The following is a 25390-nucleotide window of genomic DNA, read 5'->3' as shown; positions in this document are numbered from 1 at the left end:
AAAATGAATTTATTGGCGAAAACGCGGAAGCTGAATACGATGTTACAACAAGAAGCGAGCACACATGTTGATTTCAAGGTCATGGCTGATCGACTCAGCGAAGTCATGGAATCGAACACATTCATCGTAAGTCGGCGCGGTAAGTTACTAGGTATCGCAATCAAGCAACAAATCGAAAATGACCGGGTCCGTGGTTTCTTAGAAGAACGTCAATTCCCGGAAGATTATACGAAAAAATTATTTAACGTCACTGAAACAACAGCAAACATTGCCATCGATAGCGAACATACGGCATTCCCGGTCGATAACCGTGATACGTTCGAAACGTCAAAGACGACGATCGTACCAATCATCGGTGGTGGCGAACGCCTTGGTACACTTGTTCTCGGTCGTATGGTAGAAGACTTCAACGAAGAAGACCTCGTGCTTGCGGAGTATGGTGCGACAGTCGTCGGGATGGAGATCCTTCGTGAAAAGGCTCATGAGGCGGAAGATAAAGCACGCAAGAAAGCGGTCGTTCAGATGGCGATCAATTCATTGTCTTATTCAGAACTTGAAGCGATTGAGCATATCTTCGAAGAGCTGGAAGGAAATGAAGGATTACTCGTCGCTTCAAAGATTGCCGATCGCGTCGGTATCACGCGTTCCGTCATCGTCAATGCGCTTCGTAAGCTCGAAAGTGCAGGAGTCATCGAGTCACGTTCGCTCGGGATGAAAGGGACATACATCAAAATCTTAAACGATAATTTCCTATATGAATTAGAACGAATTAAATCGAACTAAAAAAGGGAATTGCTGCTTATAGAGAGAAGACCTAGTTAAGCACTAGGTCTTTTTTGTTTGACTAGGTATTATTTATCATTTTTATAAGAAAAGGGAATAAAAAACAGAATATTAACATCTCATTACCCTATTTTTCAAAAAACTTCTTTTCAAACATTGACCTATTTGTTTCAATTATTTCAGATATGTTACTAACGACTTACTTTTTGTCGTGATTTTGAATATAGTTTCCACGAGTGGAGGAAAGAAGATGAATTGGTTAGGGTCTGACTATAATTTAATGACACAAGCTGTCAATCGAACGGTCATGGCACAGGAAGTCATCGCTAAAAACATCGCGAATGTCGATACGCCCGGGTATAAGGCAAAGCGAGTCACGTTTGGAGATGTGCTCGATTCAGAGATGAAAATGAGTTTAAAACGACACGCAACGATTGGAACTTCTGGTAGCATCGTTGATCGACCGAATACGATGCGCAACGATGGAAACGGTGTTGATATCGACCTTGAGATGTCTGAATTATCACGCAATCAAATTGAGTACGAGGCGTTGGTCGAACAGTTGAATCGTAAATTCTCTGGCATCCAGTCTGTTATCCGAGGAGGAAAGTAATCGATGAGTATGTTCAACGGATTTCATACGTCTGCGTCCGGTTTAACTGCCCAGCGTTTGCGGCTCGATACAGTCTCGGCGAACATCGCGAATGCTCAAACGACACGAGGTGAGCTCGTCAATGGACAGTGGCAACCGTATGCGAGAAAACTCGCTGTGTTAAAAGAGACCGCCAATGGTGTCACGGTCAGTGAATTGAAAAAGGATCCTGAACCATTCAAATTAGAATATAATCCGACGCATCCAGATGCGGATGAACTCGGGTACGTCAAGATGCCTAATGTCGATATCTTAAAAGAAATGGTCGACATGATGGGCGCGACACGCTCTTACGAAGCGAACGTAACGGCTTTGAACGCGACAAAAGCGATGCTCGTCAAAGCGATGGAGATTGGTAAATAAGTAGAGGAGATGAAGAGATGGCAATTCAACCAATTCAAAACATGCAGATGGTACTACCCATGCAGACAGTCGCTAAGACGACACCAAGTGATTTTAGTGAGGTGCTCAGCGAGGCGATGAACGGACTGAATGCAACGCAACATGCCTCATCTCAAGCGCGCGTCGATCTCGCGACAGGAAAGACGACGGATCTACATAACATCATGATTAAAACAGAAGAAGCATCGCTTTCTATGCAACTCGCCCTTGAAGTCCGTAACAAAGGCATCGAAGCATACCAAGAAATGATGCGTATGCAACTGTGACTGTTAAGGAAAGCGTGGGAGATGTTGAATGAACGAACGTTTAAAAGCTCGATTGGGAGCAATGAATACGACATGGAAAGAATGGTCACTTGCGAAGAAGGCGACGATTTTAGGAATCATCGTCGTCGTTTTAGCGGCGTTGATTGTTGCGATCATCTGGTTATCTAAACCAACAATGACGCCTCTTTATTCGAAGCTATCCCCTCAAGAGGCGGGGCAAGTGACGGAAAAGCTAAATGAAGATGGAATCGCATCGGAAGTCGTCACTGAAGCAAATGGCGTGACGATACTTGTTCCAGAAGCAAACGTTGAAAACTTAAAAGTCGAATTAGCGACGGCTGGTATACCAAAATCCGGTCAAATCGACTATTCCTTCTTCAGTGAAAACGCTGGATTCGGAACGACGGATAAAGAAATGAACATTCTCGAACGCGATACGATGCAGACGGAACTTGAAAACTTGATCACACAAGTTAATGGGATCGAGTCAGCAAAAGTCATGATCACTCTCCCGGAGAAGAGTGTTTTTCTATCTGATGAAAAGGAATCTTCAACGGTTTCTGTCGTCTTGACTTCTAGCGCGGGGAGTAATCTTAACAATCAGACGGTTCAAGGGTTGTATCATTTGATTGCAAAGAGTATTCCGAACCTTAAAGAAGAAAACATTACGATCATGGATCAGTATTTTACGTATTACGAGCCAGGATCTGCTACGCAAACGGCGGGTGGAACCGATCCGATGGCGCTGAAGAAAACGACGGAAAACGATTTACGCAAGCAGATTCAGCAGATGCTATCTGTCGTTCTCGGTCCACAAAAAGCACTCGTTTCAGTCACGGCAGATGTCGATGTCACGAAACGTCAGGAAGAACAAAAGCTTGTTGAGCCAGTAGATCCCGATAAAATCGAAGGGATCGTCACGTCTGCTGAAAAAGTAGCAGAAGCGTATACAGGATCTGCAAATGCTGGTACAGCAGGTACGGGGCAAAATGAGACGACGAATTTCCCGGCGGGTACTGGAACGACGGGTGATACGAGTGAGAAAACACACGATATCATCAACTATGAAGTCAATCGAATCACAAAACAAATCACAGGAGCTCCTTACGAGATTCGTGATTTAGGAATTCAAATCATCGTCGAGCCACCAAAAGGTCAGAATCAGATCGATCCACAACTACAAACTGACTTACAGACGATGATGTACTCTATCATCCGGACATCATTAACGAAGACAGATGCGAAAGCAACGCTGACGGATGCAGAACTTGCCAATAAGGTCGTTGTCATGTCTCGACCGTTCGCGGAAACGACGGCAGCGACGAAAACGACGACGGCAACACCGATGTGGGTTTGGTTCGCCCTTGGTGGAGCGGCAATCCTCGTCATTGGAGCAGTCATCCTCCTCATGCGTCGACGGAGAGCGAATGAAATCGAAGAACTTGAGGAATGGACACCGATTGAGACGGAAATTCCGGAATTATCAACAGAAGATACGAGCGATGGTGCAGTCAAACGCAAACAGCTTGAAAAACTCGCTGAATCCAATCCGGATGAGTTTGCGAAATTATTACGTACTTGGTTAGCGGAGGATTGATGAGATGAAGAAGCTAGAAATGAACAGTCGGGAAAAGGCTGCGATTCTCATGATTTCGTTAGGTCCTGAAGTCGCTGCCAGTGTATATAAACATTTATCGGAAGAAGAGATGGAATGGTTGACCCTTCAAATCTCAAGTATGAAACGAGTCGACCCAGAAGATAAGTTAGTCGTTCTCGATGAGTTTCATGAACTAGCGATGGCGCAAAACTACATCACTCAAGGTGGAATTGGGTTTGCTAAATCGGTTCTTGAGAAGGCGCTAGGTGAAGAAAAGGCGATGGAACTCATCTATCGCCTGACATCGACGTTACAAGTCCGACCGTTTGAGTTTGCACGAAAGGCAGACCCAAAACAGCTATTGAACTTCATTCAAAATGAACATCCGCAAACAATCGCGCTTGTTCTTGCCCATCTTGATCCTGCCAAATCAGGACAGATTCTCTCGGAGCTACCGGCAGAAGCACAATCCGATGTAGCACGGCGGATTGCGACGATGGACAGAATGAACCCGGAGATCATTAGCGAAGTAGAGCAAATTCTCGAACGGAATCTGTCACAAGCAGGTATGCAAGATTTTGCGCAGTCTGGCGGTATCGAGGCGGTCGTTCAAGTATTGAACGGGGTCGACCGGACAACGGAACGAACGATCCTCGATACGCTCGAGATTCAGGATCCGGAACTCGCAGAAGAGATCAAAAAACGGATGTTCGTCTTCGAAGATATCGTCACGCTCGATGCACGGGCGATTCAGCGCATCATTCGCGAAGTATCGAACGAAGATCTACTGTTGGCACTCAAAGTATCGTCAGACGACGTCAAGGATATGGTCTACCGCAACATGTCACAACGGATGGTCGAATCGTTCAAAGAGGATATGGAATTCATGGGTCCTGTTCGTCTCCGAGACGTCGAAGAAGCGCAAAGTCGAATCGTCGGAATCATCCGCCGCTTAGAAGACATGGGTGAGATCGTCGTGGCTCGTGGTGGAGGAGATGATATTGTTGTCTAACGTCATCAAAAGACAAGCTGTGATTGAACGACAGGAACGAACACTCGTTCAAGTCCGAAATGCTCAGGAAGAATCGGCAATCGTTCCAGATACGTTCTATGAAGAGCGGATGGCAGAAGGTCACGCTGAACTAGAACGTCTTCGCCAGACGATGGTTCTAGAGTTTGAACAGCGTCAGCGTGAGTTTGAACAAGAGCGTCTTCAGGCATTAGAGGAAGCACGTCAACGAGGATATAAAGAAGGACACCAGGCTGGATTTGAAACAGGACGTGCGGAAGGACAAGCAACGTTCGAAGAGCAAATCGCAACGACAAATACGTTTACTGCACGAATCGAAGAGCAAAATCAAGAGCGATTGATGCGATTGGAGCATGAATTGTGTGTTCTTGGACTCCAGGTGACGCATCAGTTTCTAGAGCAGTTACACGATGAAGAAGAAGAGGCATTATACCAATTATTACATCAGTTGATCATTCAGTTCCGAGATCGTGAAAAGATCATTATCTACGCTTCACCAGCGGATTTTGAACGGGTCGTTCTGCTTGAAGAGCAGCTCCAAGGTGTTCTAGGTGCTAATGCGACGATTCAATTACGATTTGATCCAGCGCTTAAAGCACGCGATTATCGGATCGACTCGGAGAATGGAGCAATCACAGGTGGTTTGACAAGTGGCTTTGAAGCCCTACAAACCAAAATCAAAGAGGTTTTACATCATGTTTAACGTAAATGCGATTCAAGCCGCAGTTCGAGAAATTCGTCCGGAAGAACTCGTTCAGCATTCCGGAAAGGTCGTACAAGTGATTGGATTGATGATTGAATCACGTGGACCAACGGCTGTCGCAATCGGCGAGCGTTGTTTGATCCAAATTCAACAACGGCAGACGATTGAAGCGGAAGTCGTCGGTTTTAGAGAAGGTCACGTCCTACTTATGCCGTACGGTGAAACGACATCGATTGCTCCAGGCTCGATCGTTCTTGCGACAGGAAAACCACTCCACGTCCCTGTAGGGGATGAACTGATCGGTAAGGTGCTCGATGGTCTAGGGAGACCACTGGATGGGGAGTCATTAGAAAATTTACGTACGACATCAATCGTTCGTAAACCACCTAGTCCGTTGGAGCGACCTCGTATCAGTGATGTTCTCTCGACGGGCATCCGTGCCATCGATGGGCTACTAACAGTCGGTCAAGGGCAACGCGTTGGTTTATTTGCAGGATCAGGAGTTGGGAAGTCGACACTACTCGGTATGATTGCAAAACGATCTACAGCAGACATCAACGTCATTGCCTTGATTGGTGAACGAGGACGCGAAGTCAAGGAATTCGTGGAGGCAGAACTCGGTGAAGAAGGAATGAAACGCTCCATCTTGGTCGTAGCGACAAGTGATCAACCGCCACTTGTTCGTCTAAAAGGCGCCTATACGGCAACAGCTATCGCTGAACACTTTCGGGATCAGGGTAAGAATGTGGTCTTGATGATGGACTCTGTCACACGTTTTGCGATGGCACAACGAGAAATTGGTCTTGCGACAGGTGAACCGCCTGCGTCAAAAGGATATACACCAAGCGTTTTTGCTCTTCTTCCTCAGTTACTCGAACGTAGCGGGAAAACGCAAGATGGGTCGATTACGGCTTTTTATACTGTGCTCGTCGATGGAGACGACATGAATGAACCGATTGCTGACGCTGTACGAGGGATCTTAGATGGTCATTTCGTTCTTGATCGTAATCTTGCGAACAAAGGACAGTTTCCGGCGATTCATGTCTTACGATCCATCAGTCGTGTCATGAATCAAATTACGACTGCTGAACAAAAGACAGCTGCCGTCGCATTTCGCCAGCTGTTATCGACGTATCTTGATTCGGAAGACTTAATCAATATCGGTGCCTACAAAAAAGGGACGAACCCAGAAATTGATCGTGCCGTTGATAAATATCCGGAGCTGATCCGTTTTTTAAAACAACAAATCCATGAAGACAGTGACTTCGAAAAAGATTGTCAGCAACTCATGGCAACGATTCAGTAAGGAGGACGGAAGATGAAGACGATTTATGAACGAATCATTCCTTTGGCTGAAGCAGAGAAAGATCGCGTCGCAAAAGAATTGAACCTTCATAAAAAACAATATGAGATTGAAGTCGAAAAACTATACCATCTGCTCGTCCGATATGAATCCTTTCTGAAAGCGCAAGATGAGATTGGCATCGTCGAATTAACGTCTTCGCAATATCGGGAGCGGGCTCGAGATGTCGTGAAGCAAGAAATCGAACGGCAACAACTGTACGTGACACAATCGAAAAATCGCTATGAACGCACACAGGAAGCACTTGAACGAGCGTTGATCGAGGAGAAGAAGTTTAGTCGTCTGCAAGAGAATCATACGGTTGAAACGAAACGAATCGAGGCATTGACGGAACAAAATCAATTAGATGAACTGGCATTGTTACAGTTTGGAAGAGGACGGATGATATGAGTGAAAATAAAACGTCAAAAGGATGGATCTTACCTTTATTGATCATCCCTTTGATTTTAATCTTGCTGACAGCTTATTTCGTATTAAATTATGCGAATGGACGTCCATTGCTATCCTTACCGTTCGCAACGGAAAAAACGACTACGAATCAAGCAAATCCGTCAGCAGAACTCGAACGTCGTCTGAAAGTAGCGAATCAAGAAATCAAGAAACTACGCAATCAAAGCAAGGAACAATCGGATACTTTAAAAGCTAAAGAACAGGAAGTCGAACGTTTGATTGCAGAACGGGATCGTTTAAAACAAACACCGACGCCCGCGACGACGGATCAAACGAAGACGACGAAGAAAAAAGCAGCATCTGTGACAGATGTCTATGCTGAAATGGCACCAAAGGATGCTGCGCTCATCTTAAACGAACTCAGTCCGACAGAAGTCGTACCGATCATCGAGGACATCGATGCGGAACAACAGGCGGCGATCATTGCCAAGATGGATGCTAAAAAAGCGGCGGCCTTAACACAGCTACTCGCGACGAAGTAAGGAGGGAAGCCAGATGAACATGACGGAAGTAATACAATCATCCTCCCCGAACTTGAATACTGGAACAGGGAAAAAAGGAGAGATGACCACGGTTGGTGGTCAATTTGCTTCGTTACTGGATTATCTGACGAAGTTACCAACAACGTCATCGTCACCGGTCTCAGCTGATTTGACAGCACTCGAGACGAAAGTGGAGACACCACTATTACCGGATTGGATACAAGAACTCGTAGATCAACCGGACGATCTTCTCTCTTTACTGAAACAACCGGAAGTAGAGGCGTTAAAACAAGAACCGAAGAAAATGGAACAATTACTAGCGTTCGTCAAACAATTGCTTGAGGGAAATGTCGAGCAGGCGAAAAATCAGTTCGATCAATTGCCACCATTGCTTCAGCAAGTCGTCTTGCAGACAGTAACGAACGATACGATCAAAATGAAAGATCATCATACGAACAACTTAAAACAACCATTACTTACTACGATTGAAGGAGACATTTCCGCGTTGCCTGTGAAACAGACGCTCCCGCAAACTGGTCCTATTGTCGAAGCGCTCAAGTCGGACACTGTAGCTGTAGCTGAGCAGGCAAAAGGAAAGACACCGCTTCCGTTGGCATTCGCTTCACTCATGCGAAAAGCGACCATGCCCGTTGATCCAGAAGGAAAAGCCGCGCTGACTCCAATGAGCATGCCGATTTACAAGGGTACCCCGTTGCAAACGATTCGTCCAGTGCCGCTACCCGTACCAGAACAGATTCAACAACGGATTGAAGCTGCACTTCAACAGGCACCGTTCTTAAAAGGTGCTGACGGGTCAACTCGATTGTCGATTCGTCTTTATCCAGAGCAGCTTGGAGAGGTCGTCGTTCAACTCGATCGTAAGGAGGGGGCATTGACCATCAAACTGTTTGCGAGTACTGAACAAGCGAAACAATCGATCGAGCAACAACTCGGAAAATTGCAGACAGCTTTACACCAGCAGACGCCGGTCGTGAAGATCGAGACGGGGATGATCGCATCTAGTGCACGGGAGTTTCAACAGTCCTTCACACGAGATCAGCAGGAGCATGAGTCCCCTTATCAAGAAACACCCGCTCCAGTAGAGGAAGAAGAGGAGGAAGACGATGACTGATGCAATCAAAACAGAGGGTACTTCATACCAGCTTCCTGAAAAGTCACAAGTACCGACGAATAAAGCAATGGATAAAGATATGTTCATGAAAATTCTGATTGCCCAGCTGTCGAATCAGGACCCGACGGCACCGATGGAAGATAAGGATTTCATTGCTCAGATGGCGCAGTTTTCTTCACTTGAACAGATGCAAGCAATCGGGAAGACGATGGACACGATGGTCTTGAACCAACATGCGACGGCGTTATTATCCTACAGCAATCTGATTGGTAAGAACGTCAGTTATGAAGCCGAGTCAAAGACGACCGATGCTTCTGGAGCAGAACAGACGACGACCGTCGAAGAGACAGCCAGTGTCGTTAGTGTAAAACGGGATGGGCTGGATATCATGGCCGAACTATCGAACGGAAAACAGATTAGTGTATACGAGTTGACGCAGATTCAATCAAAGGAGGAAAAATAATGTTACGTTCAATGTATTCAGGAATCAGTGGGCTTAAGAACTTCCAGACGAAACTGGATGTCGTCGGGAATAACATCGCGAACGTCAACACGTTCGGTTATAAAAAAGGACGGGTGACGTTTAAGGATCTCGTCAGCCAATCGGTTGGTTCATCATCCGGTGCTGGTGGCAATGTCGGTGGAACGAACCCAAAACAGGTCGGTCTCGGAGCATCGATGTCAACAGTCGATAATGTGTATAACCAAGGTGCGCTTCAAAATACGGGTCGCGTCCTCGATGTCGGGATTTCTGGGGAAGGATTTTTCCAAGTCGTCACGGCGGAAGGGATTCGTTATACCCGTTCAGGTAACTTCTATACCGATCTTGAAGGAAACTTGGTTACCGGCGACGGAAACTATTTGATTGGTAGTGACTCTCAAGCAATTGCAGATGGCGAGACACCACCGGTACCCCTTCCGGAAGCAGGTGGCGCAGGATTCCAAAAACTAAAAGTACCAACGGATGCACGTAACTTATCAATCGGTAAAGACGGTCTCGTCACTTACGTCGATACGACAGGAGCATTACAAAACGTCGGTTATATCACGATCGCGAACTTTGCTAACCCAGGTGGTTTAGAAAAATCAGGTGTCAACGTGTTCGCAGCGTCGCAAAACTCAGGTGAGCCAGTACTTGGAACACCGAGCTTGAACGGAATGGGTCAATTGACATCTGGAACGCTCGAAATGTCAAACGTCGATTTATCAGAAGAATTCACGGAGATGATCATTGCCCAACGTGGTTTCCAAGCGAATACGCGAATCATTACGACTTCTGACCAAGTTCTTGAGGAATTGGTCAACCTGAAACGATGATTACGCTAACGACATTACGTAATGCACCACTCGTACTAAACGCTATTCTGATTGAATCTGTCCGTTCCACTCCGGATACGACGATTCAACTTGTTGGCGGACAGATTTATGTCGTGAAGGAATCAATAGAAGAGGTCAAGGCAATCGCAATCGCTTTTTATCAACAAATCGGATTAGCGGGCTTGAACAGTGTAAGGAGGCTCGAAGATGGCCGAGGAAAAGAAGAAGAGTAAACTAAAAATCCCTTTAATCATGATCATTGTCGCAGCACTGATGGTTGGGGCAGGTTATATGATCATGAATTACTTTTTAGCTAATGATACGACAGAAGCAAAAGTCGAACAGCCGACGGGTGAAGAACTTGATGCACGAAGTCTTCAGACAGACGACTTGACGACGAACATCGCAGACGAACGGTTCTTGAATGTCCAATTCACGATCGTTACGGACGATCAAGCAACGCGTGATGATTTAGAATTACGAAAGTTTCAAATTAATAACATCATCTTAGGTGATTTATCTGCGATGAAAAAGTCGGACTTAGACTCAAAAGCGGATATGGAGAAGCTCGAAGAACGGTTACGGATGCAGTTCAAGAAGCTCATCCAAGAAGGTGATGTACAGCGTGTCTATACGACGAAAAAAATCATCCAGTGAGGTGGCAGCATGAGCGAAGTATTATCCCAACATGAAATCGATGCCTTGCTATCAGCCATTTCAAGCGGAGATATGGAAGTCGAGGAAATCCGAAGCCAAGAGGAGCAGCGCCGTGTCAAAGTCTATGACTTTAAACGAGCGCTTCGCTTCTCAAAAGATCAATTACGGAATTTGACGCGTATCCATGAACAGTTCGCCCGAGTGTTGACGACGCATTTTTCTGCACAACTTCGGACGTACGTCCAGTTCACGGTCAATACAGTCGAGCAACTCCCGTACGATGAATTCATTCATTCTATTCCGAACATGACATTGATCAATCTTGTGAACCTTCATCCGCTTGATGGAAAAGTCTTGTTCGAAGTCAATCCGAACATTGCTTATGCGATGCTCGATCGATTACTTGGAGGACCGGGTGAAGGGATGAACAAGATTGAAAATTTGACGGAAATCGAGACGCGTATTCTGACACAATTGTTCAAACGTGCCTTCGTCCAATATGGCGCCGCTTGGGAGTCGGTGACGGAAGTCGAGGCGGAGTACGACGATTTAGAAATCAATCCGCAGTTTCTACAGCTCGTTTCTCCGAATGAGACGGTCATCCTCGTATCGATTTACGTAACGGTTGGAGAAGTGAGCGGTACGTTGAATGTCTGTTTGCCGTTCGTGACCCTTGAATCCGTTCTTCCGAAATTATCAAGTCATTATTGGATGCAACAAGAAAAGCGAACGACAGCAGATAATCAAGAGTCTGAACACATGCAAACGCAGTTGATGAGTTCCGTCGTCGATTTAAAAGCAGTGCTCGGCCAAACAGAGCTATCGTTTGGTGAATTGTTACACCTCGAAGTAGGCGATTGTTTATCCCTGAAGACGCGAGCCTCGGATGCCGTCGATGTATTCGTCGATGACCGGAAGATGTTCAAAGCCCGACCGGGACTAAACGGGAAACACCTCGCTTTGCAAGTCTTACAACGAATTGAGGAGGAATAACATGAGCGATATGCTTTCGCAAGATGAAATCGATGCGTTGTTACGCGGAACGCCATCAAACGATGAACCGCAAGATTCGGACGCAGAGGAAATATTAGATGATATGGAAATCGATGCGCTAGGGGAAGTCGGAAACATCTCACTTGGGAATTCAGCAACGGCCTTATCGGCATTGTTGAATCAAAAAGTAGAAATCACGACACCACATGTTCGGATGATTTCGATGGAAGAATTACGAAGTCGTTATCCGATTCCGCACGTCGCGTTGCGTGTCGGCTATACAGAAGGATTTAAAGGAGAAAATGTCCTGATCCTGACACAGCGAGATGCTTCTGTCATCGCGAACCTGATGATGGGAGGCGATGGTGTCATTGATGAATCGCTTGAGATGGATCCGATTGCTCTATCTGCTGTACAGGAAGCGATGAATCAGATGATGGGAGCTGCTGCGACTTCGATGTCGACAGTGTTCTCCATGCGAATCGATATCTCACCACCTGCTGTTGAAATTTTTGATTTTTCACAAGATAAGAGCATCGTCGATAGCTTTTCTCTTTGGGAGAACATGGTCATCATCGAGTTTGATTTGAAGATTGGCACGATGATTGATTCAAAAATCGTTCAATTAGCACCACTGGATTTCTCGAAACAATTGATTCAAAAACTCTTTAGCGCGAGTACGACCCAACAAGCAGAACCTGCACCACAAGCAACGGCACAAGCGCAACCAGAACAACCACAACCACAACCACAAGCGCAACCGACACCGGCACCAGCAATGGAACAACGAACGGTCGTCCCACCACCTGAACCGAAAGCAACGCCAGTCGGTGTCAGTCCAGTTCAATTTAGTCAGTTAGGTGAGATGGAAGTAGAGGGCACGCCAGGGAATATCGGAATGTTATATGATGTTCCGTTGAACGTCACGGTTGAGTTAGGACGGACACGCCGCTCCGTTCGTGACATATTGGAATTAACACAAGGTTCTGTCATCGAGCTGGATAAACTGGCAGGGGAACCAGTTGACGTTCTTGTCAACAATACATTGATCGCAACGGGTGAAGTGGTCGTCATCGAAGAGAACTTCGGTGTACGCATTACGGAAATCGTAAATACAAAAGAACGTCTTCGGATGTTCTAAGGAGGAACTAATATGAGTGCAAAAGTATTAATCGTAGACGACGCCGCTTTCATGCGGATGATGATCAAGGAAATTCTATCGAAGAACGGCTATGATGTCGTCGGTGAAGCAGAAAACGGACGCGAAGCGGTCACGAAGTATAAGGAATTGACACCAGACCTCGTCACGCTAGACATTACGATGCCTGAGATGGACGGAATCTCTGCGCTTAAAGAAATCAAAGCATTCAATCCTGCCGCTAAAGTCATCATGTGTTCAGCGATGGGGCAACAGTCGATGGTCATCGACGCGATTCAAGCAGGTGCAAAAGATTTCATCGTCAAACCGTTCCAAGCCGATCGTGTGCTTGAAGCGGTCTCGAAAACTGTCTCGTCATGAAAAAAGTGACTTTGCTGATTTGTCTTCTGTTTCTGCTGACATTTCCTGTACAGGCTGAAACGGTCGAAGAAAAATTAAATCCAACCAAGAACGATGCACCGACGACTCAGCAAGTCGATGAGAGTCCTTCCATGGCATTGACCATCTTTAAAGGAGTCGTCGTTCTCGTCGTCTTGATCGGCGGATTCATCCTCGTGACACGTTTTATTCACGAGCGGACGCGAGGCGTCAGACATTCCGGACGTTTGACCCATCTAGGTGGTGTACCACTTGGTAAGGATCGATCGGTTCAGTTAGTGAAAGTGCAGGATAAGATTTATGTCGTCGGTGTTGGGGAGAACGTACAACTCTTAGACACGCTGGACGATTTAGAGGGATACGAACCGACGGATCTTGAAGAGTCATCTTCGAAATCAGCACCTTCACCATTTCTTGAGACGTTCAAACAACAACTCGAGCAACTGCAGAAGAATCGAGGGCGCTCATGAATACGATTGAAAACCTGATCTCACTCGATACTCCGTCAGGAACAGCAACATCGATTAAACTGCTCGTATTACTGACGTTGTTATCACTGGCGCCCTCGTTACTAATCTTAATGACTTGTTTCACGCGTGTCGTCGTCGTGTTGTCGTTCGTCCGTTCGGCTCTCGGAACACAACAGACGCCGCCGAACCAGCTACTCGTCGGACTGGCCTTATTCATTACGCTTTTCGTCATGTCGCCCGTCATATCGGAATTAAACACGACGGCTTTAAAACCATACATGGCTGATAAAATTAGTCAAGATGAAGCGTTTGATAAAGCAGGAGATACGATGAAACGCTTCATGTCGAAGCACACGCGAACGAATGATTTAGAACTATTCTTAAAATACGGTAATTATGAAAAACCGGAAAAGATTGAAGATATTCCACTCGTCGCACTCGTTCCAGCATATGCGATTAGTGAATTGAAGACAGCCTTCCAAATCGGCTTCATGATCTTCATTCCTTTCCTTGTCATCGACATGGTCGTCTCGAGTGTTTTGATGTCGATGGGAATGATGATGTTACCGCCAGTCATGATTGCGTTACCGTTTAAATTGCTGTTATTTATTTTAGTCGATGGCTGGCACCTGATTGTTGAATCACTGCTCGTCAGTATGCGTTAGGGGGAGAAAAGATGACTCAAGAAATGATTATTCAGTTGGCGAGTTCTGCTGTCTGGACATTACTCAAAGTATCGGCCCCCTTGTTACTCGTCTCGCTCGTCGTCGGTCTGCTCGTCAGTATTTTGCAGGCGACGACGCAGATTCAGGAACAGACGTTATCGTTTGTTCCAAAGATCGTTGCCGTGTTTTTAGCACTCGTCTTCTTTGGACCTTGGATTATGCAGGAGTTACAGACCTTTACGATTGATCTATTCAAACAAATCGCTGAGGTTTCCCGAAAATGACATTACTTTCTTTCCTGAGTGTTTTTCTGCTCGTCTTTGGACGGATCGTCGGTTTTCTCGTTGCGGCGCCTTTGTTTTCATCAAGACAATTACCAGCGCAACATAAATTAGCACTTGCGGCGGGTCTTGCTTACTTTGCGAGTTACGCCGTGAAGACGGACGTTCGTGTAGAAGACTTCGATTTTTTCTTTCGGATGGGAACGGAAGTCTTAGTGGGTCTAGCTCTTGGCTTACTTGCCAGTTTTTTATTATACGCCCCACAAATTGCGGGTTCGATCATTGATTTACAGATGGGTCTTGCGATGGCTTCCGCTTATGATCCGATGTTTGGCGGACAGTCACCAATCGTCGGACGATTTTATTACATGCTGACGTTACTCGTCCTGCTCGCTTCTGATATGCATCTCATTTTACTGGACGGCATCTACACGAGTTTTCAGATCTTTCCGCCGGGCAGTCTGATTGCGGTATCAGGCGACGCAGGAATGAGTCTTGTCATCCGTGTCGTCGGACTTGCGATGTTGACTGCCTTACAAATGGCGATGCCACTTGTCGTTTCACTCTTTTTAGTGGATCTCGCACTCGGTTTCTTAGCGAAAACGGCACCCCAGTTCAACATTTTTGCGATTGGTTTTTCCGTCAAACTGTTAATGGGATACGCGATTCTGTTTTTATTAGCAGGAGCGACGATCACAGGAATCGGTCGATTCGTTCCATTGTTGCAAGATGTACTTGCAGACGCCATTCGATTACTAGGAGGTTAAGGACATGCATTCATATCGATTACGCCTTGATCTTCAGTACTTCGCTGGTGAGAAGACGGAAAAAGCGACACCTCGAAAGCGGGATGACTCGCGTAAAAAGGGACAGGTCGCAAAATCAGCAGATTTAACAAGCAGTTTTATGTTATTCGCGATGTTTCTTGTTCTCTATTTTTTCGGTCCATTTCTAGGACGGCGATTCGTACTCGTCCTACAAGATGGTCTCAGTGCAAGTCAAGTTCTGCAAGCCGTCGAAGAGGGACGAATTGAACAGATTTTAGTCGAGATGCTGATACAAATGGGGATTTTAGTCGCCCCCTTCTTTTTAACAGCGGTCGTCATCGGGATCCTTGGAAACTTCGTTCAGATTGGTGTGCTCTTAAGTGGTGAGGCGATTCAGCCGAAGCTGGACCGGATCAATCCGCTTCAAGGCGTCAAACGGATCGTTAGCGTTAAAGCACTCGTCGAGTTTTTGAAATCCGTTTTTAAACTGTTAGTCATCGGTGTCACGAGTGGCACTGTTCTTTGGAATAACAAGGTCGAGATTTCGAGGCTGACCTCGGAACCAATCGGCGATGCGTTAGCTATCATTGGTCATTTAACATTTTTGCTCGGTTTGTCGGTCAGTATCGCCTTGATCGCGTTAGCCATTCTGGACTTCGCTTATCAAAAATTTGATTTTGAAAAGTCGATTCGAATGAGTAAACAGGATTTAAAGGATGAGCATAAGAACACGGAAGGTGACCCTCAAATCAAAGGAAAGATTAAACAACAACAACGGGAGATGGCGATGCGGCGGATGATGCAAGAAATACCGAATGCCGACGTCGTCATCACGAACCCGACCCATTATGCGGTAGCGATCCAATACGATGACGGAAAACACATGGCACCGATCGTCGTTGCAAAAGGCGTAGATGCTGTCGCGTTCCGGATTCGGGAGAAGGCGACAGCAGCTGATGTCCCGATTGTTGAAAATCGTCCGCTGGCGCGGGCGTTGTTCGCTCAAACAGAGATTGGTATGGCAGTGGATGAAACGTTCTATCAGGCGCTCGCTGAAACACTCGCCTTTGTCTATCAACTGAAACAAGCAAAATGAAAGGATGAAGCATCATGAGTATATCAACACGAGATTTAACGGTTCTGCTAGGCGTCATCATGATCGTCTTCATGCTCGTCATTCCACTGCCCGCTATCATGCTCGATTTTTTAATCATCATCAATATCTTAATTGCTTTGATGGTATTACTCGTTGCGATGAATGCCAAAGAGGCACTTGAGTTTTCTGTATTTCCGACGTTGTTATTGATCGTGACTCTATTTCGTCTGGCACTTAACGTCTCGACGACACGGGCGATCCTATCAAACGGAAATGGTGGCGAAGTTATCGAGGCTTTCGGTAGCTTTGTCGTCGGCGGTAAGCCGCTCGTCGGTTTCGTCGTCTTCTTGATTCTCGTCTTGATCCAGTTTCTCGTCATCACGAAAGGTTCGGAACGAGTCTCGGAAGTGTCGGCACGTTTTACGCTTGACGCGATGCCCGGAAAACAGATGGCAATCGACGCCGACCTGAACTCCGGTATGATTGACGAATTACAAGCCCGGACTCGTCGTCAAAAAATCCAATCGGAAGCAGACTTTTATGGGGCGATGGACGGGGCCTCGAAGTTCGTTAAAGGAGATGCGATCGCAGGCATTATTATCGTCATCATCAACTTGATCTTCGGGATGATCATCGGTGTCGTCCAACAAGGCTTACCGATAGCGGATTCAGTCGAACTATATACGTTACTGACAGTCGGGGACGGTCTCGTCAGTCAGATTCCAGCACTTTTGATTTCGGTTGCGACCGGGATCATCGTCACGCGCTCGACATCCGACGGAAACCTTGGTGAGGATGTCATCGGTCAATTGACACGGACGCCATTACTTGTCGGAATCGCGGCTGGAGCAATCTTCTTACTCGGACTATTCACAGCGATTCCCGATTACGTCACGATGCCGATTGCAGCGTTATTTGGCTTCTTCGCTTGGCGAATGAAGCAGACGACGAAGACGATGCAAGAAGAGGTCGCTGTTGAGGAAGCGCCGAGCGAAAACTTGCGTTCGAGTGAATCGGTCATTTCCTTACTGAATGTCGATACGATTGAATTTGAATTCGGTTACGGTTTGATTCCACTCGCTGATGAAGCGCAAGGTGGCGATTTACTCGATCGTGTCGTCATGATTCGTCGGCAGCTAGCACTCGAACTTGGATTCGTTCTACCGACCGTTCGGATTCGTGATCACCTGCAGCTATCACCGAACCAGTATCGAATCAAGATTCGTGGAAGTGAGATGGCAAGTGGTGAGCTATTACTGGATCATTATTTAGCGATGAGCCCGGGTGTCGATGATCCAGAAATTCGAGGCATCGAGACGGTTGAACCGGCTTTCGGTATGCCGGCACTTTGGATTGACGAACAGACACGGAGCCGAGCAGAGATGTCAGGCTATACGGTCGTTGATCCACCTTCCGTCGTCGCGACACATTTAACGGAGCTCTTGAAGAAACATGCCGCTGAATTACTCGGACGAGAAGAGACGAAACAGTTGGTTGATCATTTGAAGGAATCGCATCCGATTTTGGTCGAGGAAGTAACACCACAACTGTTATCGATTGGTGAACTTCAAAAAGTATTCGTTCAATTATTAAAAGAAAAAGTCTCGATTCGAAACCTACCATTGATTTTCGAAACACTCGCGGACTATGCGGCGGTGACGAAAGACAGCGAACTACTTGCTGAATATGTCCGTCAATCCTTATCGCGTCAAATTACGGAACAGGTCATGCAAGGAGATGTCTTGCATGTCGTGACGGTCTCGAGTGAGATGGAACTGGATATCCAGTCGGCCATCCAAAAGACGGAGTTCGGAAATTATTTAGCGCTTGATCCGGAAAAGGCGACACGTTTCATTGAGACGTTGCAAGAACGAGCAATGGAATTTGAACGATATGGCGCACATCCAATCATCCTGACTTCTCCGAGTATCCGGATGTTCGTCCGTCAATTGACAGAACGGTATTTTCCAGATATTCCGATTTTGTCTTATAACGAATTAATGCCGACGATTGAAGTTAAGAGTATTGGGGTGATTTAAGCGATGATAGTCAAAAAAGTCACGGCGGATTCCGTTAGCGAAGCCATGGAACGCATCAAACGCGAACTCGGTAACGATGCCATCATATTAAATACTCGCCATATCAAAGTGGGCGGATTCTTTGGCTTATTTGCGAAGAAAAAAGTGGAACTGGTTGCATCGGTGGATGAACATGTGTCGAACGAACCGATCGTCTCGAAGCAAGCAACCAGTCGGAAGGACATTGTGGAAACCATCCAACCGATCCCCGTGCGTCCGACGATCGTTACGGTCGGCGAACGACCATTGCCAAAAGAATTGCGACATTATGCGCCGCTGTTGGCAGAACCAGCGTTACAACAGGTGTCCGAGCGATTGCATGAGCGATTTCTAACTGCGTACTATCAAACGCAGCAAACGGAATTAACCGATCTCTTGACGGAAGAAGTGAAGTCGGAATTGCGTGTGACGCCGTCGACTGCACGTTATGTCATGTTAACGGGACCAACTGGCGTCGGAAAGACGACAACCATCGCTAAACTGGCTGCGCATCATACGCTCATCAAAAATCAACGAGTCGGTCTCATCACAACCGATACATACCGAATCTCGGCGATTGAGCAACTGAAAACATATGCCGATATATTAGGTATTCCGATTCATGTTGCATACGACTTGGAAGATTTCGAACGAGCGAAGCAGGCGCTAACGTCATGCGACATCGTACTTGTCGATACAGCGGGACGGAATTTCCTTGACGAAGCATATGTAGAGCAATTACGAAGTCGTCATGACTTTGAGGATACGGATGTATTTTTAGTTCTTAGTTTGACATCGAAATATCGAGATTTATTACAGATCCACGATCGTTTCAGTAAGATTCCCTTATCAGGGATCGTTTTTTCGAAAGCAGATGAAACAAGTGAACTGTGGTCGATGTTTGGACTTATGACAGAGACGGAGTTACCAATCTATTGCGTGACCACGGGGCAAGAAGTGCCAGAAGACATCACGTTCGCTACGGCGGATGATTTATCCCGAATGATCGTCGAGAGAGGGATGAGATGATGCGAGAAGATCAAGCACGTGTCTTACGATCAAAAGTGACCGTCAAGGAAACGAAGACGATTGCCATCGTGAGTGGAAAAGGTGGCGTCGGAAAAACGAATGTCGCGGTGAATCTTGGCGTGGCACTATCGTTACAAGAAAAACGAGTACTCTTGATTGATCTTGATATCGGGATGGCGAACATCGGTATTCTATTCGGTAAATCATCGAAGTCATCCTTGATGGAATGCGTCAAACGACGAGAATCACTCCAGCACGCAATCGTTGAACAGTCTCCATCCCTTCATTTCATTCATGGCGGGAGTGGATTTGCGGAACTGACGAATCTGACGAAGGAGGATGTCGTGTTCCTACTGCGGGAATTCCAATTTTTCTATGAGTATGATTTTGTGTTGCTCGATTTAGGAGCTGGCGCCAATCATCAGACGTTCGATTTTATTAGTAGTGCAGACGAAGCCTGGTTGATTGTCACGCCAGAGCCGACTTCAATCATGGACGGTTATGCGTTCGTCAAACTGGCACATCATCATGCGACGGATCTCCCGATTTCCGTCGTCGTCAATCGGGCGACGAATGGTGGAGAAGCACTTGAAACGTTTGATCGACTAGCGCTCGTCAGCCAACAATTTTTACAAAAGCCACTGCGCTTTACCGGTTTTTTGCCGGAAGATCCGACAGTCGTCAAAGCAGTCAAGGCACAGATGCCATTTTACTTAATGGATCGAACGAGTGACGTCAGTTGGCGACTCGACCATATCACGACGTCTCTAACAGGTGTACAAGTCAAAGAACGGAAGTTTTTAGATCGATTGTTACATCGTCTGAAAAAACGAAAAGATCATGTCCGTTAAGATTAAAGGAGGGTATTAGTCATGGACTTAAATGAATATGTGGGGTTGTTCCTCGATGAGTCGATGGAGCATTTACAAGCTATTAACACAAGCTTATTGGTTTTTGAAGAACGATTAGACGATGAAGCGGTCATCGATCAAATTTTCCGTTCTGCCCATACGCTAAAAGGGATGGCAGGAACGATGGGATATGATGCGATCGCTGATTTGACGCATGAGATGGAGAGCGCCCTTGATTTAGTCAGATCAAAGAAACAACCCGCTACAGCTGAGTTGATCGATGTCCTATTCGTTGCTGCTGAGCAACTGGAAACGATGGTAGAAGACATCAGTCGCGGTGGAAAAGGGAAACTTGACGTCACGGAAACAGTGAGACGATTACAGCAGTTCATTCGTCCCGAACAAGAAGAGATTATTTCGGTTACGCCATCAACTGCACCATCAACATTCGAATGTGATGTCTATTCGGAAGCGGTCGTCAAACAATCGATTGCGTCCGGTTATCAAGCCTATATCGTCCAAGTCGAACTTTCAGCAGACGTCATCTTAAAAGCGGCACGTGTCTACATGGTCTTTGATCGTTTACAACAGCTCGGAGATGTCATTTTGTCGAATCCGACATCTGATGAACTGGAGCAAGAACATTTTGAGACGTCATTCTCTGTTTTATTCGTGACGCAACAAGAGCAATCGGTCATTCAAGAGGCGGTTGCCTCGGTTTCTGAAGTCGCAACAGTAACGATGGACGTGTTCGAAGCAACACCAGAAGCAGAGGTGGCGACATCTACCCTTCCACAGGAAATGCCGGTTGCGACATCAGTACCTGCACCAACAGCTTCACCGGAATCACCAGAACAGACAGATCTATCTGTGCCTGTCGCTTCGAAAACGATTCGTGTCAATCTCGAGCGGATTGATCGTTTGATGAATCTGTTCGAAGAGTTCATCATCGACCGCGGACGTTTGGAGCGTATTGCAGCAGAAGTCAGCTCACCGGAATTGACAGATACGGTCGAACGGATCAAACGGGGCACGAACGAATTACAATCACTCGTTTTAACGTTACGAATGATGCCGATCGAACAGGTATTCAACCGCTTCCCACGAATGGTGCGTTCCGTTTCGAAGGATGTCGGAAAACATATCAAACTACACATTACGGGTGCTGAGACGGAACTTGATCGCACAGTCATCGATGAGATTGGTGATCCACTTGTTCACTTGATCCGTAATGCGATCGATCATGGAATTGAAAACAAAGCGGAACGGATTTTAGCGAATAAACCGGTCGAAGGAAATCTTTCGCTTCGTGCCTATCATTCAGGAAACCGAGTCTTCATCGAGATTGAAGATGATGGAGCAGGTATCAATCACGAACGTGTCACACGGATTGCGATTGAAAAAGGATTGATCACGGAAGAAGAAGCGATGCAATTAACGATCGAAGAGGCTTCGATGCTGTTATTCGCACCTGGTTTCTCGACGGCAGAAGAAGTCACGGACTTGTCTGGTCGTGGTGTTGGTCTCGATGTCGTCAAATCGAAGATCGAATCACTAGGTGGGGAAGTGTTCGTTGAGACACGCCGCGGAGAAGGAACGATTTTCCGTATCAGTTTACCATTGACGCTTTCGATCATCTCAGCCATGCTCGTTGAGCTCGGACAAGAAACGTATGCAATTCCACTGACTGCCATCATCGAGACGACATCTTTACGTAAATCGGCAATCCTGCAAGCGCACCGGGAAAAAGTATTTGATTTCCGTGGACAATTGGTTCCACTTATTTCGCTGAATGAAGTTTACGGATTGCCACAACATGAGGCAGAAGCCTATTCGGTCGTCGTCGTCCGGAGTGGCGAAAAATTAGCAGGGTTGATCGTATCCGAATTGATCGGTCAACAGGAGATCGTCATGAAGCCACTCGGTAGTTATCTAGAAGGCATCCGTGCCATTTCTGGCGCGACGATTCTTGGAGACGGACAAGTCGCATTGATCATTGACAGCAATGCACTATTACGGAAGTGAGGGGAACGAAGATGGAACAAAAATGGGTTGTTTTTCAATTAGAAGATAATGCATACGGTATTGATGTACAGTCTGTTCGTTCAATCGAACGGCTCATCCCGATCACACGGATTCCGAACGCTGCATCCTATGTCAAAGGAGTCATCAATTTGCGAGGTGTCGTCACCCCCGTGATTGACCTGCGTGCCCGTCTTGGATTCGAATTAATGGAAGAGACGGAAGAAACACGCATCATCATCGCCACTTTGGAACATGGGGACGCTGGATTCATCGTCGACCGGGCAAACGAAGTCGTCGAATCAACGGATGTTCGGATTGAACCACTCAGTGAACAAAAGCAGGAGGATGCCTCGTATTTGACTGCAGTCGCAAAAGGCGATCAGCAATTGTTTTCGTTGATTGAACCGAATCGCTTATTTGAGGATATCGTTCATGCTTAATCCAAACGAACGGGACATTTTACGGGAAGTCGGCAACATTGGAGCTGGTCACGCAGCGACAGCACTTTCGACCTTACTTGGACAACCGATTGAGATCGAGGTACCTTCCGCTGAACTTGAGGATTTCATGACGATCATCGAGCGAAGTGGAGGGGCGGAAACATATACCGCTGGTGCATTGTTACGTTTTTCTGGCGATATTCAAGCAACTTTACTTTTTTTGATGCCACTTCGTGATGCAGAGAAGCTCGTGAGCCAATTGATGCAGACGGAATTCCACTTTTTTTCCGATTCCCACGAAATGGGGGTTTCTGCTTGGGAAGAAATTGGGAATATTTTAATAGGAGCATATGCTCGGGCTATCTCCGATTGGCTTGATTTATCGTTACATGTCAGTGTTCCTGCATCAGCGTTTGATATGGTTGGTGCGTTACTTGAAGTAGCCTTACTTGAATCTACCACTCCAGGCAATATGGCTGTCTATATCGACACGCACTTGTCTAGTGCAGGAAACGATTTGACCGGACATTTACTTTTGTTGCCTGAAGCGAACGCCTTTCAGACGGTCTTCGAACGATTGGGTGTGGACTTGAATGGATGAAATCGTACGGATTGGGATTGCGGAGTACGCCATCAGTAAACGCCCCGTCGTTTTACGGACGGCGGGTCTTGGATCGTGTGTAGGCGTCGTCATCTATGACCAGGAACGAGGGTTATCGAGTATGGCGCATGTCATGTTGCCTGATTCAGCGATCAGTCGGAATCGGGAGCTTGAAGTCGGAAAGTTCGCGGATACGGCAATTTTAGAGGTAGCCCGCGAATTACGAGCAAGTGGAGCCATCCGATTACGTGCGAAGATTGCGGGAGGGGCTCAGATGTTTCAATTTAAGTATGAACATGAATCAATGCGGATTGGTGAGCGAAACATCGCTGCGGTCAAAGCAATGCTTCAACAAGTCAAAATTCCACTCGTTGCCGAAGATGTTGGCGGCACGAATGGACGAACGATCGAGTTCCACTCACAATCAGGGCGTCTCGTCATCCGGACGGTGAATGTCGGGACGCTGGAAATCTAGAGGAGGAATGGTCATGCGTGAGGAATTACAACAACTTTGGGATCGATGGCTGACCACACGCGATATTGCGGTGGCAGACCTGTTACTTCACAATTATGAACCACTTGTTCAATACCATGTTCAGCGTTTAAGTGCGACGTTGCCTAAAAGTGTCGATCGAGACGAGTTAAAAAGTTTAGGGATGATGGGATTGTACGATGCGCTTCAAAAATTCGATCAAAATCATAATAATAAATTCGACACGTATGCCGCCTTTCGGATTCGAGGAGCTATTTTAGATGGGCTTCGTAAAATCGATTGGTTACCACGTTCCTTACGGGAGAAAGCAAAACGGGTCGAGGCAGCCGTTGAGATCCTCGAACAATCGTTGCAACGGACGCCGACAATAGACGAAGTCTCTTCCATCGTCGACATGACACCGGACGAGGTCAAGGGTGCTTTAGCAGAAAGTTATTTTGCGAATGTATTATCGATCGATGAAGCAGTTACGCTACAGGATGAGGGAAAGGCGATGACCGTCTCCTACTTAGATCCAGATACTGCTACACCCGAAGATATGTTATTAATGCGGGAGTTGATTGCTAAACTGGCAGAGGAAGTCGAAGGGTTATCCGAAAAAGAACAACTTGTCGTCTCATTGTTCTATTATGAAGAATTGACGCTTACTGAAATTGGTGAAGTCCTCGGGCTCTCGACTTCCCGTATTTCACAAATCCATTCAAAAGCGCTTCGTAAGTTGAAGAATGCGCTCGGAAGTGCCTACTTAGCAGATCGTGTCGCCATGTGAAAGGAAGAATTATGACTGTCGTTTATATTTTATTAGCTGCTTTAGTTTGTTATGCGCTGCTGGTGTTATTTCGCCAGCAGGCAGCGCTCAAAGACCGAATTACACGGTTGGAACGTGAAAAGAATGAGACGGAACAAGTTTTATTACATTTCATGGAGAACGTCAACGCCATGACGGAGACATCCGTAAATGTAGCGAACGAACAGGTTGATCAAGTACCGGATGCGTCTCCACATATGGTGGAGGCGGCTACTTACGAGAAATCGGAAACCGTCGAAATTGAACAATCCATTTCACAAGAACCACCGTTAACGGATGTCAAGCAGGCGCTACGAGAAGGAGCGGATCTTGAGACGCTTGCACGGTCTTTGAATCGGGGGACGGGCGAGGTTGCTTTGATTGCTAAACTTTCTCATCAAACGAAGGTTGCCCCTCGGTAATCTTTATGCTATATTAGTCTACGGTGTTAATTACGCACGCAT

Annotated in this window: 32 protein-coding genes; all 32 read left to right on the top strand. The window is 46.4% G+C overall.

The features are described 5' to 3' along the window. The first annotated feature begins 3 nt into the window (after positions 1-3). On the top strand, positions 4-783 hold the full coding sequence (gene codY, locus KNQ08_RS06995; protein WP_023468725.1) for a GTP-sensing pleiotropic transcriptional regulator CodY: 780 nt from the start codon (positions 4-6) through the stop codon (positions 781-783). A gap of 250 nt (positions 784-1033) precedes the next feature. Then, positions 1034-1396 carry a flagellar basal body rod protein FlgB gene (flgB, locus tag KNQ08_RS06990; RefSeq protein ID WP_214723611.1) on the top strand — a complete coding sequence of 121 codons (363 nt, stop codon included), beginning with the start codon at positions 1034-1036 and terminating at the stop codon, positions 1394-1396. Between the two features lie 3 nt (positions 1397-1399). Beyond that, positions 1400-1798 (top strand): flagellar basal body rod protein FlgC, encoded by a 399-nt coding sequence (flgC, locus tag KNQ08_RS06985; RefSeq protein ID WP_029342078.1) that lies wholly within the window; start codon positions 1400-1402, stop codon positions 1796-1798. Positions 1799-1815: 17 nt separating this feature from the next. Next, positions 1816-2103 carry a flagellar hook-basal body complex protein FliE gene (fliE, locus tag KNQ08_RS06980; protein ID WP_214723610.1) on the top strand — a complete coding sequence of 96 codons (288 nt, stop codon included), beginning with the start codon at positions 1816-1818 and terminating at the stop codon, positions 2101-2103. 61 nt (positions 2104-2164) lie between these two features. Then, positions 2165-3700 (top strand): flagellar basal-body MS-ring/collar protein FliF, encoded by a 1536-nt coding sequence (gene fliF / locus KNQ08_RS06975; protein WP_231925634.1) that lies wholly within the window; start codon positions 2165-2167, stop codon positions 3698-3700. A gap of 4 nt (positions 3701-3704) precedes the next feature. Further along, on the top strand, positions 3705-4712 hold the full coding sequence (gene fliG, locus KNQ08_RS06970; protein WP_050677479.1) for a flagellar motor switch protein FliG: 1008 nt from the start codon (positions 3705-3707) through the stop codon (positions 4710-4712). Then, a complete protein-coding gene (locus KNQ08_RS06965) occupies positions 4696-5433 on the top strand; it encodes a FliH/SctL family protein (protein ID WP_214805162.1) in 738 nt (245 codons plus the stop codon). The genes fliG and KNQ08_RS06965 overlap by 17 nt, the downstream gene beginning before the upstream one ends. Further along, positions 5426-6739, top strand: a complete 1314-nt coding sequence (gene fliI, locus KNQ08_RS06960; protein ID WP_214805161.1) for a flagellar protein export ATPase FliI — start codon at positions 5426-5428, stop codon at positions 6737-6739. The genes KNQ08_RS06965 and fliI overlap by 8 nt, the downstream gene beginning before the upstream one ends. Positions 6740-6751: 12 nt before the next feature. After that, complete coding sequence (locus KNQ08_RS06955; protein ID WP_214805160.1) at positions 6752-7186, top strand: flagellar export protein FliJ; 435 nt, start codon at positions 6752-6754, stop codon at positions 7184-7186. Beyond that, on the top strand, positions 7183-7728 hold the full coding sequence (locus KNQ08_RS06950) for a MotE family protein (RefSeq protein WP_050677477.1): 546 nt from the start codon (positions 7183-7185) through the stop codon (positions 7726-7728). Before KNQ08_RS06955 ends, KNQ08_RS06950 begins: the two co-directional genes overlap by 4 nt. Positions 7729-7741: 13 nt before the next feature. Then, on the top strand, positions 7742-8860 hold the full coding sequence (locus KNQ08_RS06945; RefSeq protein WP_133207504.1) for a flagellar hook-length control protein FliK: 1119 nt from the start codon (positions 7742-7744) through the stop codon (positions 8858-8860). Beyond that, positions 8853-9323 carry a flagellar hook capping FlgD N-terminal domain-containing protein gene (locus tag KNQ08_RS06940; RefSeq protein ID WP_047393808.1) on the top strand — a complete coding sequence of 157 codons (471 nt, stop codon included), beginning with the start codon at positions 8853-8855 and terminating at the stop codon, positions 9321-9323. Before KNQ08_RS06945 ends, KNQ08_RS06940 begins: the two co-directional genes overlap by 8 nt. After that, positions 9323-10177 (top strand): flagellar basal body rod protein FlgG, encoded by an 855-nt coding sequence (gene flgG, locus KNQ08_RS06935; RefSeq protein ID WP_029342068.1) that lies wholly within the window; start codon positions 9323-9325, stop codon positions 10175-10177. The genes KNQ08_RS06940 and flgG overlap by 1 nt, the downstream gene beginning before the upstream one ends. Then, positions 10174-10410 carry a flagellar FlbD family protein gene (locus tag KNQ08_RS06930; protein ID WP_029342067.1) on the top strand — a complete coding sequence of 79 codons (237 nt, stop codon included), beginning with the start codon at positions 10174-10176 and terminating at the stop codon, positions 10408-10410. Before flgG ends, KNQ08_RS06930 begins: the two co-directional genes overlap by 4 nt. 19 nt (positions 10411-10429) lie before the next feature. Beyond that, a complete protein-coding gene (locus KNQ08_RS06925) occupies positions 10430-10834 on the top strand; it encodes a flagellar basal body-associated FliL family protein (protein WP_231681733.1) in 405 nt (134 codons plus the stop codon). Positions 10835-10843: 9 nt separating this feature from the next. Next, positions 10844-11827 carry a flagellar motor switch protein FliM gene (gene fliM, locus KNQ08_RS06920; protein WP_029342065.1) on the top strand — a complete coding sequence of 328 codons (984 nt, stop codon included), beginning with the start codon at positions 10844-10846 and terminating at the stop codon, positions 11825-11827. A gap of 1 nt (position 11828) precedes the next feature. After that, positions 11829-12968 carry a flagellar motor switch phosphatase FliY gene (gene fliY / locus KNQ08_RS06915; RefSeq protein ID WP_214805159.1) on the top strand — a complete coding sequence of 380 codons (1140 nt, stop codon included), beginning with the start codon at positions 11829-11831 and terminating at the stop codon, positions 12966-12968. Between the two features lie 12 nt (positions 12969-12980). Then, entirely contained in the window at positions 12981-13346 is a 366-nt protein-coding gene (locus tag KNQ08_RS06910; RefSeq protein ID WP_029342063.1) for a response regulator, read from the top strand. Then, complete coding sequence (locus KNQ08_RS06905; RefSeq protein ID WP_050677472.1) at positions 13343-13834, top strand: flagellar biosynthetic protein FliO; 492 nt, start codon at positions 13343-13345, stop codon at positions 13832-13834. The genes KNQ08_RS06910 and KNQ08_RS06905 overlap by 4 nt, the downstream gene beginning before the upstream one ends. Further along, positions 13831-14499, top strand: coding sequence for a flagellar type III secretion system pore protein FliP (gene fliP / locus KNQ08_RS06900; RefSeq protein ID WP_029342061.1), 669 nt, complete (start codon positions 13831-13833; stop codon positions 14497-14499). The genes KNQ08_RS06905 and fliP overlap by 4 nt, the downstream gene beginning before the upstream one ends. A gap of 11 nt (positions 14500-14510) precedes the next feature. Beyond that, positions 14511-14783 (top strand): flagellar biosynthesis protein FliQ, encoded by a 273-nt coding sequence (fliQ, locus tag KNQ08_RS06895; RefSeq protein WP_023468705.1) that lies wholly within the window; start codon positions 14511-14513, stop codon positions 14781-14783. Next, on the top strand, positions 14780-15547 hold the full coding sequence (gene fliR, locus KNQ08_RS06890; RefSeq protein WP_029342060.1) for a flagellar biosynthetic protein FliR: 768 nt from the start codon (positions 14780-14782) through the stop codon (positions 15545-15547). The genes fliQ and fliR overlap by 4 nt, the downstream gene beginning before the upstream one ends. Before the next feature lie 4 nt (positions 15548-15551). Further along, on the top strand, positions 15552-16643 hold the full coding sequence (flhB, locus tag KNQ08_RS06885; protein WP_029342059.1) for a flagellar biosynthesis protein FlhB: 1092 nt from the start codon (positions 15552-15554) through the stop codon (positions 16641-16643). Between the two features lie 14 nt (positions 16644-16657). After that, entirely contained in the window at positions 16658-18682 is a 2025-nt protein-coding gene (gene flhA / locus KNQ08_RS06880; protein WP_214805158.1) for a flagellar biosynthesis protein FlhA, read from the top strand. A gap of 3 nt (positions 18683-18685) precedes the next feature. Continuing rightward, the gene (locus KNQ08_RS06875) at positions 18686-19729 is read left to right on the top strand and encodes a flagellar biosynthesis protein FlhF (RefSeq protein ID WP_214805156.1); all 1044 of its coding nucleotides are present in this window, start codon (positions 18686-18688) and stop codon (positions 19727-19729) included. After that, entirely contained in the window at positions 19726-20580 is an 855-nt protein-coding gene (locus tag KNQ08_RS06870; protein ID WP_050677468.1) for a MinD/ParA family protein, read from the top strand. The genes KNQ08_RS06875 and KNQ08_RS06870 overlap by 4 nt, the downstream gene beginning before the upstream one ends. 21 nt (positions 20581-20601) lie before the next feature. Beyond that, a complete protein-coding gene (locus KNQ08_RS06865) occupies positions 20602-22605 on the top strand; it encodes a chemotaxis protein CheA (RefSeq protein WP_214805154.1) in 2004 nt (667 codons plus the stop codon). 11 nt (positions 22606-22616) lie between these two features. Continuing rightward, complete coding sequence (locus tag KNQ08_RS06860) at positions 22617-23045, top strand: chemotaxis protein CheW (RefSeq protein WP_029342054.1); 429 nt, start codon at positions 22617-22619, stop codon at positions 23043-23045. Then, positions 23038-23646 (top strand): chemotaxis protein CheC, encoded by a 609-nt coding sequence (locus KNQ08_RS06855; protein ID WP_214805152.1) that lies wholly within the window; start codon positions 23038-23040, stop codon positions 23644-23646. Before KNQ08_RS06860 ends, KNQ08_RS06855 begins: the two co-directional genes overlap by 8 nt. Next, the gene (locus KNQ08_RS06850; RefSeq protein WP_214805150.1) at positions 23639-24121 is read left to right on the top strand and encodes a chemotaxis protein CheD; all 483 of its coding nucleotides are present in this window, start codon (positions 23639-23641) and stop codon (positions 24119-24121) included. Before KNQ08_RS06855 ends, KNQ08_RS06850 begins: the two co-directional genes overlap by 8 nt. Before the next feature lie 13 nt (positions 24122-24134). After that, positions 24135-24908, top strand: coding sequence for a FliA/WhiG family RNA polymerase sigma factor (locus tag KNQ08_RS06845; RefSeq protein WP_214805149.1), 774 nt, complete (start codon positions 24135-24137; stop codon positions 24906-24908). Between the two features lie 11 nt (positions 24909-24919). Next, positions 24920-25348: a hypothetical protein gene (locus tag KNQ08_RS06840; RefSeq protein WP_214770683.1), complete on the top strand. Its 429-nt coding sequence runs from the start codon at positions 24920-24922 to the stop codon at positions 25346-25348. Positions 25349-25390 lie beyond the last annotated feature (42 nt).

This window comes from Exiguobacterium sp. s46, from assembly GCF_018618875.1.
GTDB classification, from domain to species: Bacteria; Bacillota; Bacilli; order Exiguobacteriales; family Exiguobacteriaceae; genus Exiguobacterium_A; species Exiguobacterium_A abrahamii.
Note: the sequence above shows the minus strand (reverse complement) of the source record. Positions and strands in the feature narration are given on the sequence as shown.